The organism is Haloarcula sp. H-hyl2, assembly GCF_056934385.1.
In genome coordinates this window covers 150,768-164,257 of record NZ_JBRIIJ010000001.1, presented here as the reverse complement: position 1 = coordinate 164,257, position 13,490 = coordinate 150,768, and the positions used below count along the sequence as shown (strand labels likewise).

The following is a 13,490-nucleotide window of genomic DNA, read 5'->3' as shown; positions in this document are numbered from 1 at the left end:
ACTCCCGAAGGTAGAAAATCCGTCGGTCACACGCCGTCTTCGACCGTCGCGCCGGGCGGATACACCTCGCAGACGCTGGCGTCGTAGCCGGCGTCTGTCAGCCCGGTCCCCAGCGTGAACACCGTCTCGCCCAGCATCGCCATCGACGCGTCACCGCCGGCTTCGGTGGCGTCGTCGATGACGCGTTTCACGTCGGGCGTCAGCAGGTCGGCCTCCCGCGCGAACATCCGGGACGCTTGCATGAACGTCGACAGCGTCGGCTCCTTGACCACCTGCGAGATGGCTCGCTCGCCGGCCGTCGTCAGTGCCTCGGTCTCGCCGCCGATGACCTCGGCCGTCGACAGTCCACCCAGCGTGTGGTACTCGACGCGAGTGCGCGCCGGCACGGCGTCGACGTAGTTGTACTGTGGCCCGCCGGGTTCGAGTCGGAGCGGGATGCCCCCACGGGCCTGTGCGACCACGTCCCCGAGGCCGGTCCCGGCCTGGACCTCGGCGCCGTGGGCGATGGTCACGAGTTCGTTGTACGACAGCCCCCGGTCGAAGGCAGCGTTGGCAGCCAGTGCCGTCCCCAGTGCCATCCCGCCGGAGACTCCGAAGCCGGCCCCCAGCGGCAGGTCCGTCTCGCCGGTCACATGTGCCCTCGCCCGCAACGCTTCCAGGACTCGCTCGACAGCGTCCATCTCGACGGACTCGCCGTCGAGTTCGACCGTGGTCTCGTCGGCCTGTTCGACCGTCACTCTGACACCGTCCGAGAGGGCCAGTCCGCCGCCGCGAGAGCCCGCCTTCGTCGGATCCTCGTCCTGGTCGACGGTGAAAAAGCCCGTCACGTGACCTGGGACGAACGCGTGTGCCTCGTCGCTCATACCTCACCTGTCCGTCCGGGAGGGTTTAACGGTTGGCTGTCCGAAAACAGGTCGTCGGCCTACAGGTCCCGCGCGACCCGGATCTCCGTGTCGGTCACCGTCGCGACGCTATCGGCGGGGACCTCGATATCGTCCGCATCGGCGTCACCGAAGCCGAGTCCCTGGATGATCGCCTCCGCAACGTCCGGTTCCGGCTCCACGTAGGCGACCTGCTCCTCGGCGTCGACCTCCGTGACGATCCCGATCTGCTCGCCCTCGTTGTCCATCAGGAACTTCCCCTCGTCGTTCGTCGACAGAACTGTCATTGTATCTGTCACCTCTAACGCGGCAGACAAAAACCCGGTGGTTCCGGCCATCCGGCCCGCGACAGCGGGCGTAGGCGAGCCGTTGCTGTCGCTACCGTCGCTGCCGTCGTGCGACAAGTCCGTCGGCCCCGAACACTCTTTGTAGAGCTGGCTGAACCACGGCCATGGCCGCCGCGTCACAGACCGAGCCGGAGGTCCTCGTCCGGGCGAAACGCCGGCTCTTCCCCGACGACGGGAGCGACCAGTACGTCGTCGCCGATACCCAGTTCGCCCAGGAGCGATGGGTCGAAGAGACCACCATTGCCGAGCAGACACGGGCAGCGCTCGCCCCCTTCAACCACGTCCGCGTGGGGACTGGCTACCCGGACCTGGTCGGCGTCGGCCAGTTGGACGATAAACTGCTCGCCGTCGACCGACTGGGCGAGGACCCACCACTCGTCGTCGTCGAAGCGAAAGGTGCCACACGGCACGGCGCCGTCGACGTCGAACGCGGGATCGTCCAGGCCCACGACCGCCTCGGCGAGGCCAACGTCGCGTTCGTGGCGGCACCGGCCGCGTCGGTCTCCCAGTCGGTCCGGACACTCGCCCGCCAGGTCAACGTCGGCGTCCTCGGTGTCACTACCGACGGTGTCGACGTGCTGGAGCGCCCCCGGGTCGTCGGTGCCCGCGCGCCCGACGAAGCGACCGCCATCCGCTTCCAGGCCAGCGCACAGGGCGTCGCCGACCGGAGTTTCGGACTCAACCATCCCAAGAACTACCTCGCCGTGCCGCTGGCAGTGGTCCACGACGACCCGACCGACGGCCTCCTGGCCGAGCGCGTCGTCGGCGCCGTCGACGACGCCCGCCGCGGCGCGGCGTTTCTCGGCCTGCTCGACCGCGTTCCCGACCACAGCCTCACGCCGCTGGGTCGCGAAGTCGTCCGGTTCGGCCTCCGCGAGTACGGGTCCGTCGACGACGCACTGGACGCGTTCGGGCAGTGGAAACGTTCCCGGAAACGGTTCGTGGACATCGCGCCGCGCTGGGGCGAACTGACCCGCCGCGTCGTCTACGCCTATCCCGCGACGCAACTCCTCGTCGAGGAACTCCAGTGCCTCCACGACGACGGCTTCCCGACACCGTCGCTGGTCGAGTTAGTCGAGTACCTCCACGCGAATCACCCGACGTTCACCATCGAGCTGTTCGTCCGTGGCGACGCCGAGGTCCGCGGTCGCGTCCTCACCGACGACGGCGACCTCCGTCGTTCCGCACTAATCGACGGCGATGCCTACCACTCCCCGACGGTGTTCCAGCTGAAGGCGATGCTCTATCACGCCGGCGTGCTGACCGAGCGTGGTTCGGAGCCGTCGAACCTCGATCCGGAGACGGATACGTGGGCACTCCGGGAGACGGTTCCCCGACGGTTGTAGGTCGGCGAACGGCTACCGCGGCACCCAGCCGCCGCTATCTCGGAACGCTCGTCGGCAAGGAAACGGAAGGAAAGCGAGTGGGCCAACGCGGATTTGAACCGCGAACCTCCCGGTTATCAGCCGAGCGCTCAACCTGATTGAGCTATTGGCCCGCTGGACGCATCAATCTGTACCCGAGGGGTAGTGAAAAGGGTAACGTTTCGCCGCCGTCCGGGTGTGAAACCGCCCCAGGGCAGTGACTACCTATCGGAGTCCTCGAAGTCGACATCGGTCGCCTCGTCGGGGTCGAACCCGCTGCCCGAACTGTCGCCACTGCCGGGCCGGGAACCGCTGTCGGGACCCTGCCCAGTGCCGACGCCACCCTGGCCGCCCTCGTTGGGGAAGCCACCGACGTAGACCTGCCCGCTGGCGAACCCGCCCGTCTTGGCGTCGATGTAGGGCCCGACGACCCAGCGGTTCGTCGCGGCGCGGATGGGGTAGCGCGTGAACGGAATCGCCAGCAGGAGGCCGACGAAGTCCGTCACCAGCCCGGGCGTGAGGAAGAACGCGCCGGCAGCGATGAGGAGGCCACCGTCGACGAGTTCGTCGGTGGGGACCTCTCCCTGGGCGAGTTTCTGCTGGATGGATCTGAGTGTCGCCCGGCCTTCGGCGCGGACCAGGAGCATGCCGACCAGCGCGGTCAGGACGACGAGAGCGACCGTCACCAGCGGGCCGAAGAAGGGGATGGCGACGGTCACCAGTAACACGATGTCGAACAGCGGGATGAGCAACAGCAGCCCGATGACCCGGAGCATACCCGTCCTTGCAGGGCCGGCCCCAAACGCCTTTCGAGAGCGGGATGGGGTGGTGGGGAACCGATGAACGCTACCGCTCGCGAACCCGGACCTGGATCGGTTCGGCCGGCGAGAGCGTGATCTGCATCGCCAGGTCCAGGGGTGGCTCGGTGACCGGGTCGACGGCGAACTGCTGGGCGATGGTCGCCAGCGCGAGTTTCGCCTCCATGCGGGCAAAGCGCATCCCGATACAGTGGCGCGGGCCGCCACCGAAGGGGTAGTAGGCGTAGTCCGGCAGCGTCGTCTCGAAGTCGTCGGTCCAGCGGTCCGGCCGGAAGGCGTCGGGGTCGTCGTACCAGCGCTCGTCACGGTGGACGAGCCACTGAGGCAGAGTCAACTGCGCGTCGGACGCGATATCGTATCCCCCCAGCGTCACCGGTTCGGTCGGCTGGCGGAAGACAGTGAACGCCGGCGGGTAGAGCCGGAGCACCTCCGAGAGCACGCGGTCGAGATAGGGGAGTTCGAACAGATCAGCAGCGGTCGGTGTGGCCCCACCGAGCGTCTCGTCGAGTTCGTCGTGGAGGCGGCGCTGGACCTCTGGGTGGGTCGCGAGCAGGAACCAGGCGTACGAGAGTGTCAGCGACGTCGTGTCGTGGCCGGCGACCAGGAAGGTCAGCAACTGGTCGCCCAGGCGGTCGCGGTCCATCGTCCCCTCGTCCATCGCCAGCAACAGGGAGAGGACGTCGTCACGGGCTTCGCGGGTGGACGTATCCTCCTGCCGACGGGCAGCGACGATGTCGTCCAGCGTCGCCTCGAAGGCCGCCAGCGACCTGTTCACGCGGCGGTTGATCGGCGTCGGGACCCACAGCGGGAGGTACGCCGACAGCGTCCGCGGATCGAGGCGGTGTCGGAGCGCGGAGAGCAGCGGTTCCAGCGCGTCGGCGGTCGTCTCGATGTCGACGTCCAGCAGCGTCTTCCCGAGGATGCGCAGCGTGAGCGACTGCATCGAGGGGCGGACGTCCAGGACCTCCCCGTCGGTCCACTCGTCGGCCGTCGCCGCGGCGAAGTCGGTCATCGTCTCGCCGTAGGTCTCGATGCGCTCCCGGTAGAAGGCGGGCTGGAGGGCCGTCCGCTGGCGCTGCCACTCCTCGCCCTCCAGGAGGAAGAGCCCCTCACCGACGAACTGCCCGAGCGTCCGCTGGAGCAGTGCACCCTTCTCGTAGTCGCTGGCGTCGGTGACCAGGACTTGCTCGACGAGATCGGGATGGGTGAGGAAGTAGCCCGTCGTCCCGGCGACGTTGTACGCGACCACGTCGGCCTCGTGGGCGCCGACCCGGTCGTAGAACGCCAGGGGGTCACGCAGCATCGCGACGGTGTTGTCGACGACGGGGACGCGACCGAGTCGTGGCGGTCGGTCGCCGGGCGTGACGGGGTCGGCGACGGTGCGACCGGCCTGCTGGGCACACATGGACGAGCCTTGGGAGGGGGCGCCAATCGGTCTTTCGTCGGGCGCCGTCGAGTGCGGGTGCTACCGGGAATGAAGAGCCTTTGTACGCGCGTCGCCGACGGTCGGTATGGACGAGTTCGCGGCCGATACGAAAGTCGAGTGGCGCGAGTGGGGCCAGGACGCCTTCGCGGCGGCCGCCGACAGCGGCAAGCCGGTCCTGCTGGCGCTTTCGGTCCCCTGGAGCCCGGAGTGCCGGGCGATGGACCGGGGGACCTACGGCGAACCGCGCATCGCGGCCAATATCAACGACGGGTTCGTCCCGGTCCGGGTCGACGCCGACCGGAACCCACGCGTCCGAGAGCGCTACACGATGGGCGGGTTCCCATCGACGGTGTTTCTCACGCCATCGGGCGAGGTGATCACCGGTGCGACGTTCCTCGGGCCCGACGGCTTCCGTGGCATCCTCGACAGCGTCCGGGAGTCCTGGGACGCGCGTGGGGACGCCGCTGGATCGGTCCCCCGACAACTGCAGGACGAGGCCCCGCCGTCCGGCGACCTGCGCCCGCGTATCGAGGAGCACATGGTCGAGCAGTTGCTGGGCGCCTACGACGAGGAGTTCGGCGGCTGGGGGACCGACGTGAAGTTCCCGCTGCCCCGGACCATCGAGTTCGCGCTGGTCCGGGCGCGCGACCAGGCGACACGCACGCTCGAAGCCGTCCACACGCACCTGTTCGACACCTACGACGGCGGCTTCTTCCGCTACGCGACCGAGCGCAACTGGGGGAACCCGCGCCGGGAGAAACTGCTCGACGAGAACGCCGCACTGGTCCGGGCGTTCGCCCACGGCTATCGCTACACCGGGACCGAGACCTACCGTGACGCCGCTCAGCGGACCGTCGAGTACCTCACCACGACGCTGTGGGCCGACGACGCCGACGCCTTCGCCGGGAGCCAGGCCGGCGACGACGACTACTTCCGACTGGAGGCCAGCGAGCGCGAGACGGCCGACGCGCCCCACGTCGACGAGACGGTCTTCGCCGACCGGAACGGGCTGGCCGTCGACGCGTCCCTGTGGCTCGCGGCCTACACCGACGACGAGCGGGCCCGCCGGTACGCCGAACGGGCCCGCGACGCCGTCTGTGAGTCGCTGGTCGAGGACGGCGCCGTCGCCCACTACGACGGGGCCGACAGCGAACGCGGCTTGCTCGTCGACCAGGCCGGCCTGCTCCAGGGCCTGACGACTAGCTGGCAGGTGACCGGCGAGGCCGGACCGGCCGAAGCGATCGCGGACTGGACCATCGACCACCGCCAGCAGGACGACGGCGCATTCCGGGACGGCCCCGACAGCGGCGCCGGGCTCTGTAGCCGGTCGCTGCACCCGCTGGATACGACCGTCGAACTCGCTGACGCGCTGGTCGACCTCGCGGCGCTGACCGGCGACGACCGTTATCGGGAGGCGGCGACCGAAGCCGTCGAATCGTTCGCGGGCGCCGCAGAACGGATGGGCGTCGAGGTTGCGGGCTACGCCGCGGTGGCCGCACGGCTCCAGCAGCCACAGGCACTCGTCGTGGGGACCGAGGCGGGGACCGACCTCCACCGTGCGGCACTCCGACTGGCCGACCACGAGACGACAGTTGTTCCGAATCCCGACGGCGACGGAGTCGCGCGTCTCCGTGAGAACGGGACGATATCGGCCGAAGCGGACACGCCGGCGGCACTGGAGGCGGCGCTCACCGGCACGGAGTAGCGCATCACTGAACGGGGAGAAACGGTAAACACACAGCTAGTTTTTAGGCAGTCCCCTCCCATGACGAGGTATGGCAAGTCTGCGAGATCTCGGTCTCTCTGAATACGAGGCGCGGGCCTATCGATCGCTGCTGGAGACGGGCCCGACGACGGCCAAGGAACTGTCGCGGGCGAGTGACGTCCCGATGGGCCGTATCTACGACGTCCTCAACAGCCTCGTGACCTACAACCTGGTCCGGAGCCAGACCGCGAGCCGTCCGAAGAAGTACGTCGCGGTCGAACCGGACACGGCATTGGACCGACTGCTGGCCGACAAGAAACGGGAACTGGAGGAGAAATCCGAACAGTACGAGAACATCGTCGACGACCTCGCCGAGCAACTGGAGAGCGCCGACCCCGTCGAGGAGCCGTTCTGGACGGCCGCGGTCGGCCCGGAGGACTCGCTTGATCTCCTGCTCGAACGTCTGGCAGCCGCCGACCGTCGCATCGTCATGGTCGGCTCCGCGCCGGCCCGGCAGGTCGACATCATGGCCGGCACCGAGCGCATCGTCGACGAACTGGAGGCGGCGCTCGAACGCGGCGTCGACGTCTCACTACTGGTCCGGCCCGACCTCTTCGAGAACCTCCCGCGGTCGGCCAACAAGGAGTACTACGACCGCCTGTCCCCCTACGACAACTACACTGCGCGGGCCAGTTCCAACATCACGACCACGTTCGAACTCATCGACGACGTCGAGGTGTGTATCGAGGTGCCCCACCCGCTGGGGATGGAGGAGACCTTCGGTGTCATCGACCTCAAGGACCCCGATTTCACCGAAGATATCAGCGACGCCTTCGCCGACCACTGGGAGAGCGCGACGCCGATCCGACCGCCCTAGTCGTCGCCGGTAGCCGCCTCTGCCGTGATCTCGTCCCGCAGATCGCCCAGTTTCGCCACTCGCTCGGCGTGGGCGTTGTGCTGGTGGATCGACTCGTCGTTGGACTGTTTCATCGTCACGATGGCCTCGTCGTCCAGGTCCGGGAATCGCTCGACGACGCCCTCGGCCAGCGCCCGGACACAGTCCTCGACGAACTTGGCGTCCTTGTGTGCCTCGTAGGTCATGTGGTCCTCGTCGGGTCGCTTCGCGAGGTTGTAGATACGTGCGCTCATCGAGTCGCGGGCGACCTCGATGAGTTCGTTGAGGTCGACCTCGGGAGCCCCGTCGCTCTCGACGGTGAGGGTGGCGTGACCACGCTGTGAGTGGCCGGCCTGTGGCATCTGTTCCAGGAACTGGTCGATGACCTCGTCGTCGACCTGCATGCCGCGCAGCGTCTGGCGGGCGCGGGCCGCAGACATCCCCTGCGAGCAGGGACAGACTGTCATGCCAGTCACGCGGGCACCGATCTCCTCGCTGGTGCCGTCCTCGGTAGCGGTCGCCGAGGCGATGATGTCGGCGGTCGACTGCGTGGCGACGTTGGACTGGGGAGTCTGCTCGTGGGTGACGTACTCCGCCTCCATGCGGACCTCCGCCTTGGTCGTGTAGTCGTGTTTCTGCAGGAGGAGGTCGGCGGCGTCGCCACAGACGTCCTCGACGCGGTAGGCCTCCTCGGAGACCGCGGTCTCTAAGGTCTCGTCGATGACCTCCATGTTCCGGGACATGTCGGCGCCCTTGCGCCAGGACGGGAGGTCGACGAACACCTCGAACTCGGCCATGAGTACGATGGGGTCGCGGTCGCGCCGCCCCAACTTGACAAGCTTCTCGACACCTGTCACGCCGACGCGGTTGAGGCCGACGGTCACGTCCGGACTCGACGCCTGCACGTCCGGGAGTTGCTGACTCATTGACCGCCCTAGGGAAGAGACACCGTTAGTGCTTTCGGAAGGTCACTCGGGCAGAATCGTGCGGTTCCAGGCCTACTCGTCACCGACCCACTCGCGCTCGGAGCCGATGTCGGCGAACATCTTCTGGAAGTCCTGGTCGTCCAGCGAGGCGGTGAGGTCGTCGAGCTGGTCGCGTTTCTCGGTCATGTTCGACTCCAGCGTGACGAACTCCTCGCTGGCTTCGAGTTCGTCTGCGGGTTTGCTCGACCGGAGTGCCGCGTACTTCGCCGTCAGCGAGTAGTACTCGCGGAGCTGGTCCTCGTAGTCGACACACCTGTGGAGGCGTTCGATGGTCTCGAACAGCGCGTCGGGTGACACCGGCTTGACGATGTAGTCGTCGAAGGGCATCTCGATGATGTCCAGGTCCGGATCGACCGCTGTCACCATCGCGACTCGGGCCTCGATACCGCGGTCACGGATCTCTTCGAGGACCTCGTCGCCCGAGATGTCCGGCATCCGCCGGTCCAGCAGCACCACGTCGATATCTGCGGAGAGTTTGTCGAGGGCCTCCGCGCCGCTGTATGCGACCTCGACCTCGTACCGTTTCCCGACTGTCTCGGCGTACGCGTCGGCGACGGCCGACTCGTCGTCGACGACCAACACCGTCACGCTCCCCTGGCGTGTCATCTGATACCACTACAATGATTCCCCAGGACGGACTAAAACGTTCCGGCGAGTCGGTGGGGTGAAACGAACAGTCAGGCTGCCGATCCATCCAGGAGACTCGCGCCGACTCGCCGGCGGTCACTCGCCGACGATATCGTCGTATCGCGCGCCGGTCTGTTTCAGCGTCGCCGTCGAATAGAGCCGGTCGTGGTCGTAGGGCAGATGCTCGGTCGCCAGTTCGTCGATCTTCGCGTCGACGGCGTCGGCCTCCCGACCGTGGATCATCGTAAAGAGGTTGTACGGCCACTCCTGGTCGGGCCGGCGCGGGCGGTGGTAACAGAGTGTCACGTAGGGTAGTTCGCCGACGGCCTGGCCCCGCTCGTCGAGGGCGTCGTCGGGGACGTCCCAGACGACCATGCAGTTGCTGTCGAAGCCGGTGACGATGTGGTTGACGACACAGCCGATCCGCTTGATGCAGCCGTCGGCAAGCAGGTCATCGATAGCGGCGAGCACCTCCTCGACGTCGGCGTCGACCGCCGCTGCGACGTCCCGGTACGGTGTCGCGGTCAGCGGGAACCCCTCCTGGATCTCCAGGAGGAGTCGCCGGTCGAGATCCGAGAGGTCCGCGGCGGCGTCCTCGCTGATGCGGGTGGCACTGGCGTCGGTCGCGTCGAGGCTGTCTCTAGCTCGCGGGTCCCCCGCTTGCTCGTCCGGAGACCCGCTCTCCGAGCGCGTCTCCCGCGCAAATCTGTCCCCGTTGACCACCGGAAACTCCAGGTCGATGTAGTAGTCCGTCAACATCGGGAGGACGAGCACCTCACAGCCGGTCCGGGCCTCGATGTCGGCGAGAATCTCGTCGCGTGTCTCGCGTGCCCCTGCGGTCACCACGAACCACATGTTCCACTCGTGGTCGCGGGCGTAGTTGTGGTTGACCTGGCGGTAGTCGTTGATGACCTCGGCCACCTCGTCGAAGCGATCCTCGGGGGCGCTGACGGCCGCCAGCGTCGAGGAGCCGATGACCGGCGGGTTGAGGACGGGACCGAACCGGCGGAAGACACCCTCGTCCCGGAGCCGCTGGACGCGGTCGAGGGCGTCGGCGGGGTCGACGCCGAGTTCCCGGCCGACCGCCTCGAAGGGCCGCTCTTCGATCGGGAAGTCGCTCTGGAACCCGTCGATCAGCGCGGCGTCCACGTCGTCGATGCGCTCGCGCCAGTCACCCGACTGGAGGCTCATTGGCTCTCGTTAGGAGTCGAGGGGTGTATCCCTTTCGTCCTCAGCGGCCGTTCCCGCGTGCTGGGAACGAAACGCAGGGGCTTTTGAACTCGCGCCCGAACGCGTTCCCATGGCTCAAGCGACCCGGGAGTACGGCGAATGGCCGCTCAAACGACTGATGACCGAAGTCGTCGGTTCCGGCCACAAGTCCGCCGACGACATGACACGCGAGCAGGCTCGGGAGGCCTTCCAGCGCATCCTCGACGACGAACCCGACCACACGACGCTGGGGGCGTTCTGGCTCGCGAACCGCTGGAAGCGCAACACCCCCGAGGAACTGGGCGCCTACGTCGACGTCATGCACGAAGAGTCGGTCGTCACCGCCGAACCCGAGGCCGATCCCGTCGACTGTGGGGCCAACTACGACGGCAAGGGCCGGTCGGCCATCCTCGGGGTCGCCTCGGGACTGGTCGCGGCCGCCGCCGGGACCCCCATCGTCGTCCACTCGGGCGACCGCGTCCCGACACAGAAGCAGGACGCCTACAAGCACGTACTGGACGAACTCGGCGTCAGCACGGAGATAGAGCCCCAGGAGAGCGCCGACATGGTCGACGAGGTCGGTTTCGGCTTCTACTACCAACCGGCGTTCAACCCCGGCATCGACGACCTCTGGGAGCGACGGGACAACATGGGTGTGCGCTCCTTTGTCAACACCGTCGAGACGCTGGCCAACCCCGCCGGCGCCGACGTCCACCTGGGGAGCTTCTATCACCTGCCGTTCGCCAAGAAGATGGTCCGCACGCTCACGAACTCCGAGCACAGCACCGTCTCGCGGGCGCTGTTCTTCCAGGGGATGGAGGGGTACGACGACGTCCGCCCCGGCGAGACCATCGTCGCCGAGTGGCCCGTCGAGGGGAGCGACTCCGACGAGGAGGACATCGCCGACTTCGAGATTCGCACCGCCGAGTACGGGATGGACCTCACCAGCGAGGACCTCCAGGTCGACGACGTTGCCGCCGACTCCGCGGAGATCACCGAAGCGGTCCTGACCGGGGAGCGCGAGGACGGCTTCGCCGACGCCGTCGCGCTCAACGCCGCACTGCGCATCTACGCCGGCGAGGATGCCGACAGCATCGAAGTGGGCCTCGAACAGGCCCGCGACGTGCTGGCCGACGGGAGCGCCGCCGACACGCTGGACGCGCTCAGATCGTTCTAATCGCCGACTCGGCTGCCGGCGACGAGCGCTGCGATCGCCTGCCGTTTCAGGACGAAGAACCCGGCCGCGACGACGAGGAAGCCACCGACGGTCAGCGGCGTGAGTCGTTCGTCCAGGAACGTGACACCGACGACGGTCGCGACGACGGGCACGAGATACGCGACCAGCGACGTCTCCAGCGCACCCCGGACCTCCAGCAGCGTGTAGTAGATGAAGAAGGCGATAGCGGTCGCGAACACACCCAGATAGGCGACCGCGAGCCACGCGTTCGTTGTCGTCGGGAGCGCCGGCGTCTCGCCGACGGCGACGCTGGCCCCGTGTAAGAGCACCGCTCCGAGCAGCATCGACCACCCGGAGAGCGCCGCCTTGTCGAGTGTCGGCCGCGCACGCTGGACCAGCACACCGCCGAGAGCGACGCTCAGCACCTGCGCGAGGACGAGCAGTCGGCCGACGACGTCCTCGCCGAGCAGGTTCGCCGGGTCCGGCCGGACGACGAGGGCGATACCGAGGAAGCCGAGCAGGATGCCGATTGCACCGGTCGCCGAGACGCGCTCCTCGGGCAACAGGAAAAGCGCCCACAGTGACGTGGCGATGGGGACCAGGCTCTGGAGGATGGCCGCGACACCGCTGGGGACGGTCTGCTGGCCCAGGAACAGCAGTGCGTTGCCTGCGACCAGGAAGACGCCGCCGGCGACGATGGCCGCGACCGTCCCAGCGTCCGCCGGCCGCCACTCGCCCGCGACGACGACAGCGTAGCCGAGCAACACCACCGCGGCGACGTCGTACCGGAACGCCGCGAACAGCACCGGTGCGAGCGACTCCAGGCCGATCGCGATGGCCGGAAAGGAGAGTCCCCAGAGGCCGGCCAGCAGGACGAACGATCCGACGGTCTTCGTGCGTGGATCCACGACACACCGTGGGGCCGCCGGACAGATAGCCGCCGCGGTCCAGGCCGGGAGGACTCTTACTCCCAGTCGTGTGCGGCCGCCATATGCTGGCGCGCTTCCTCGGGCGTCATCCCGCGGACGCCACAGGCACACGACAGCAGTTCCGGGTCCCGTAGCTCGTCGACCTGCTCCCGTTCGGTCCGCTCCAGTTCGTCGCTGTCGGCGTCGTAGGCGAACGATACCCGGTAGTTGACCTGCGTGACGCCCTCGATCCGGTGGTCGGCATCGGGATCCGGGTTGGCGATGGCGTCCTCGTGTTCGGCCTGCATCGTCGCTTTCCACTCCTGGAGACTGGCCTCGGGATCGCGCTCCTCGGTCATATCCGAGCGGTCGCCCCGGATGGACAAAAGCCCGGTGTCACCACCACGAGCGCTATCTGTTCGGCACGCCTATCGGCCCCCATGCGAATCGGCATCATCGGTACTGGCAGCGTCGGGACGGCACTGGCAACTGGCTTCGCGGCGGCGGACCACGACGTAGTCCTCGGGTCGCGGTCGCCGACAGAGACTACAGGGCCCGACGGGGTGTCGGTCACAAGCCAGCAGGATGCCGCCGTCCACGGCGAGGTCGTCGTGCTGGCGGTCCCCGGTGGTGCCGCACCGACTGTCGCCGCCGACCTCGCTGACTCGCTGGCCGGCAAGCCCCTCGTCGACGCCACGAACGAATACCCCGAGCCCACCGCGGACCGGTCGCTGGCCGAGCGGGTGGCCGAGGCCGCCCCCGAAGCCAGCGTCGTGAAGGCGTTCAACACCATCGGCGCCAACCGGATGACCGACCCCGTCGTCGACGGCGAGCGAGCGACGATGTTCCTCGCGGGCGAGGCCACCGATACCGTCGCCGATCTCGCGGCCGATCTGGGCTTCGAGCCAGTGGTCGCCGGCGATCTGGACGCCGCGGACCGTCTGGAACACCTCGCGCGCCTGTGGATCGACCTCAGCCGGACCCACGGCAGGGACATCGCGTTCCGGTTGTTGCGGGAGTAGCGAGGGACCCTCGGTGCCGCGAACGGCGGCGTCATCGCCGTGGGCGGCGGCCACGAGCGCCGAGAACTATTTATACGGGTAGCGGTTACCTTAGGTGAGTCTTGTTGGCACGGCACAGTCGCCGG

14 protein-coding genes and 1 tRNA gene are annotated in these 13,490 nt (G+C 67.9%); 5 read left to right on the top strand and 10 right to left on the bottom strand.

Annotation, left to right across the window (positions count from 1 at the left end; translation table 11 throughout):
* Positions 1–26: 26 nt before the first annotated feature.
* Entirely contained in the window at positions 27–863 is an 837-nt protein-coding gene (locus tag Hhyl2_RS00905; RefSeq protein ID WP_483548826.1) for a pantoate kinase, read from the bottom strand.
* A 59-nt stretch (positions 864–922) separates the two neighbouring features.
* The gene (locus tag Hhyl2_RS00900) at positions 923–1,168 is read right to left on the bottom strand and encodes a hypothetical protein (protein ID WP_483548825.1); all 246 of its coding nucleotides are present in this window, start codon (positions 1,166–1,168) and stop codon (positions 923–925) included.
* A gap of 164 nt (positions 1,169–1,332) precedes the next feature.
* On the opposite strand from Hhyl2_RS00900, the gene Hhyl2_RS00895 reads away from it, so the two are divergent.
* Positions 1,333–2,574 carry a hypothetical protein gene (locus Hhyl2_RS00895; protein ID WP_483548824.1) on the top strand — a complete coding sequence of 414 codons (1,242 nt, stop codon included), beginning with the start codon at positions 1,333–1,335 and terminating at the stop codon, positions 2,572–2,574.
* A gap of 78 nt (positions 2,575–2,652) precedes the next feature.
* On the opposite strand, the gene Hhyl2_RS00890 is transcribed toward Hhyl2_RS00895, so the two are convergent.
* The 3 genes from Hhyl2_RS00890 to Hhyl2_RS00880 form a co-directional block, all read right to left on the bottom strand.
* Positions 2,653–2,726 (bottom strand) — tRNA-Ile (locus Hhyl2_RS00890).
* Positions 2,727–2,813: 87 nt separating this feature from the next.
* Positions 2,814–3,368, bottom strand: a complete 555-nt coding sequence (locus tag Hhyl2_RS00885) for an FxsA family protein (RefSeq protein ID WP_483548823.1) — start codon at positions 3,366–3,368, stop codon at positions 2,814–2,816.
* 70 nt (positions 3,369–3,438) lie between these two features.
* Positions 3,439–4,815 (bottom strand): cytochrome P450, encoded by a 1,377-nt coding sequence (locus Hhyl2_RS00880; RefSeq protein WP_483548822.1) that lies wholly within the window; start codon positions 4,813–4,815, stop codon positions 3,439–3,441.
* 106 nt (positions 4,816–4,921) lie between these two features.
* Here Hhyl2_RS00880 and Hhyl2_RS00875 point away from each other — a divergent pair, with 106 nt between their 5' ends.
* Both Hhyl2_RS00875 and Hhyl2_RS00870 read left to right on the top strand, forming a co-directional pair.
* A complete protein-coding gene (locus Hhyl2_RS00875) occupies positions 4,922–6,541 on the top strand; it encodes a DUF255 domain-containing protein (RefSeq protein WP_483548821.1) in 1,620 nt (539 codons plus the stop codon).
* 70 nt (positions 6,542–6,611) lie between these two features.
* Entirely contained in the window at positions 6,612–7,418 is an 807-nt protein-coding gene (locus tag Hhyl2_RS00870) for a TrmB family transcriptional regulator (protein ID WP_483548820.1), read from the top strand.
* Here Hhyl2_RS00870 and mptA read toward each other — a convergent pair.
* The 3 genes from mptA to ahbB all read right to left on the bottom strand — a co-directional run bounded on the left by mptA (position 7,415) and on the right by ahbB (position 10,240).
* The gene (gene mptA, locus Hhyl2_RS00865; RefSeq protein ID WP_483548819.1) at positions 7,415–8,362 is read right to left on the bottom strand and encodes a GTP cyclohydrolase MptA; all 948 of its coding nucleotides are present in this window, start codon (positions 8,360–8,362) and stop codon (positions 7,415–7,417) included. The two genes, Hhyl2_RS00870 and mptA, sit on opposite strands and share 4 nt — an antisense overlap.
* 72 nt (positions 8,363–8,434) lie before the next feature.
* A complete protein-coding gene (locus Hhyl2_RS00860; protein ID WP_483548818.1) occupies positions 8,435–9,028 on the bottom strand; it encodes a response regulator in 594 nt (197 codons plus the stop codon).
* A 117-nt stretch (positions 9,029–9,145) separates the two neighbouring features.
* On the bottom strand, positions 9,146–10,240 hold the full coding sequence (ahbB, locus tag Hhyl2_RS00855; protein WP_483548817.1) for a siroheme decarboxylase subunit beta: 1,095 nt from the start codon (positions 10,238–10,240) through the stop codon (positions 9,146–9,148).
* A gap of 109 nt (positions 10,241–10,349) precedes the next feature.
* Between ahbB and Hhyl2_RS00850 the strand changes: the two genes are divergently transcribed.
* Positions 10,350–11,435 (top strand): anthranilate phosphoribosyltransferase, encoded by a 1,086-nt coding sequence (locus Hhyl2_RS00850; protein WP_483548816.1) that lies wholly within the window; start codon positions 10,350–10,352, stop codon positions 11,433–11,435.
* On the opposite strand, the gene Hhyl2_RS00845 is transcribed toward Hhyl2_RS00850, so the two are convergent.
* Both Hhyl2_RS00845 and Hhyl2_RS00840 read right to left on the bottom strand, forming a co-directional pair.
* Entirely contained in the window at positions 11,432–12,343 is a 912-nt protein-coding gene (locus tag Hhyl2_RS00845) for a DMT family transporter (RefSeq protein WP_483548815.1), read from the bottom strand. The genes Hhyl2_RS00850 and Hhyl2_RS00845 overlap by 4 nt on opposite strands.
* A gap of 56 nt (positions 12,344–12,399) precedes the next feature.
* Complete coding sequence (locus Hhyl2_RS00840; RefSeq protein WP_483548814.1) at positions 12,400–12,702, bottom strand: hypothetical protein; 303 nt, start codon at positions 12,700–12,702, stop codon at positions 12,400–12,402.
* On the opposite strand from Hhyl2_RS00840, the gene Hhyl2_RS00835 reads away from it, so the two are divergent.
* Positions 12,598–13,365, top strand: a complete 768-nt coding sequence (locus Hhyl2_RS00835) for an NADPH-dependent F420 reductase (protein ID WP_483548813.1) — start codon at positions 12,598–12,600, stop codon at positions 13,363–13,365. The genes Hhyl2_RS00840 and Hhyl2_RS00835 overlap by 105 nt on opposite strands.
* Positions 13,366–13,490 lie beyond the last annotated feature (125 nt).

Bases quoted from the DNA above. Each gene is read 5' to 3' on its own strand.
- Hhyl2_RS00905 (WP_483548826.1), bottom strand. From the start codon at position 863: ATGAGCGACGAGGCACACGCGTTCGTCCCAGGTCACGTGACGGGCTTT.
- Hhyl2_RS00900 (WP_483548825.1), bottom strand. From the start codon at position 1,168: ATGACAGTTCTGTCGACGAACGACGAGGGGAAGTTCCTGATGGACAAC.
- Hhyl2_RS00895 (WP_483548824.1), top strand. From the start codon at position 1,333: ATGGCCGCCGCGTCACAGACCGAGCCGGAGGTCCTCGTCCGGGCGAAA.
- Hhyl2_RS00885 (WP_483548823.1), bottom strand. From the start codon at position 3,368: ATGCTCCGGGTCATCGGGCTGCTGTTGCTCATCCCGCTGTTCGACATC.
- Hhyl2_RS00880 (WP_483548822.1), bottom strand. From the start codon at position 4,815: ATGTGTGCCCAGCAGGCCGGTCGCACCGTCGCCGACCCCGTCACGCCC.
- Hhyl2_RS00875 (WP_483548821.1), top strand. From the start codon at position 4,922: ATGGACGAGTTCGCGGCCGATACGAAAGTCGAGTGGCGCGAGTGGGGC.
- Hhyl2_RS00870 (WP_483548820.1), top strand. From the start codon at position 6,612: ATGGCAAGTCTGCGAGATCTCGGTCTCTCTGAATACGAGGCGCGGGCC.
- mptA (WP_483548819.1), bottom strand. From the start codon at position 8,362: ATGAGTCAGCAACTCCCGGACGTGCAGGCGTCGAGTCCGGACGTGACC.
- Hhyl2_RS00860 (WP_483548818.1), bottom strand. From the start codon at position 9,028: ATGACACGCCAGGGGAGCGTGACGGTGTTGGTCGTCGACGACGAGTCG.
- ahbB (WP_483548817.1), bottom strand. From the start codon at position 10,240: ATGAGCCTCCAGTCGGGTGACTGGCGCGAGCGCATCGACGACGTGGAC.
- Hhyl2_RS00850 (WP_483548816.1), top strand. From the start codon at position 10,350: ATGGCTCAAGCGACCCGGGAGTACGGCGAATGGCCGCTCAAACGACTG.
- Hhyl2_RS00840 (WP_483548814.1), bottom strand. From the start codon at position 12,702: ATGACCGAGGAGCGCGATCCCGAGGCCAGTCTCCAGGAGTGGAAAGCG.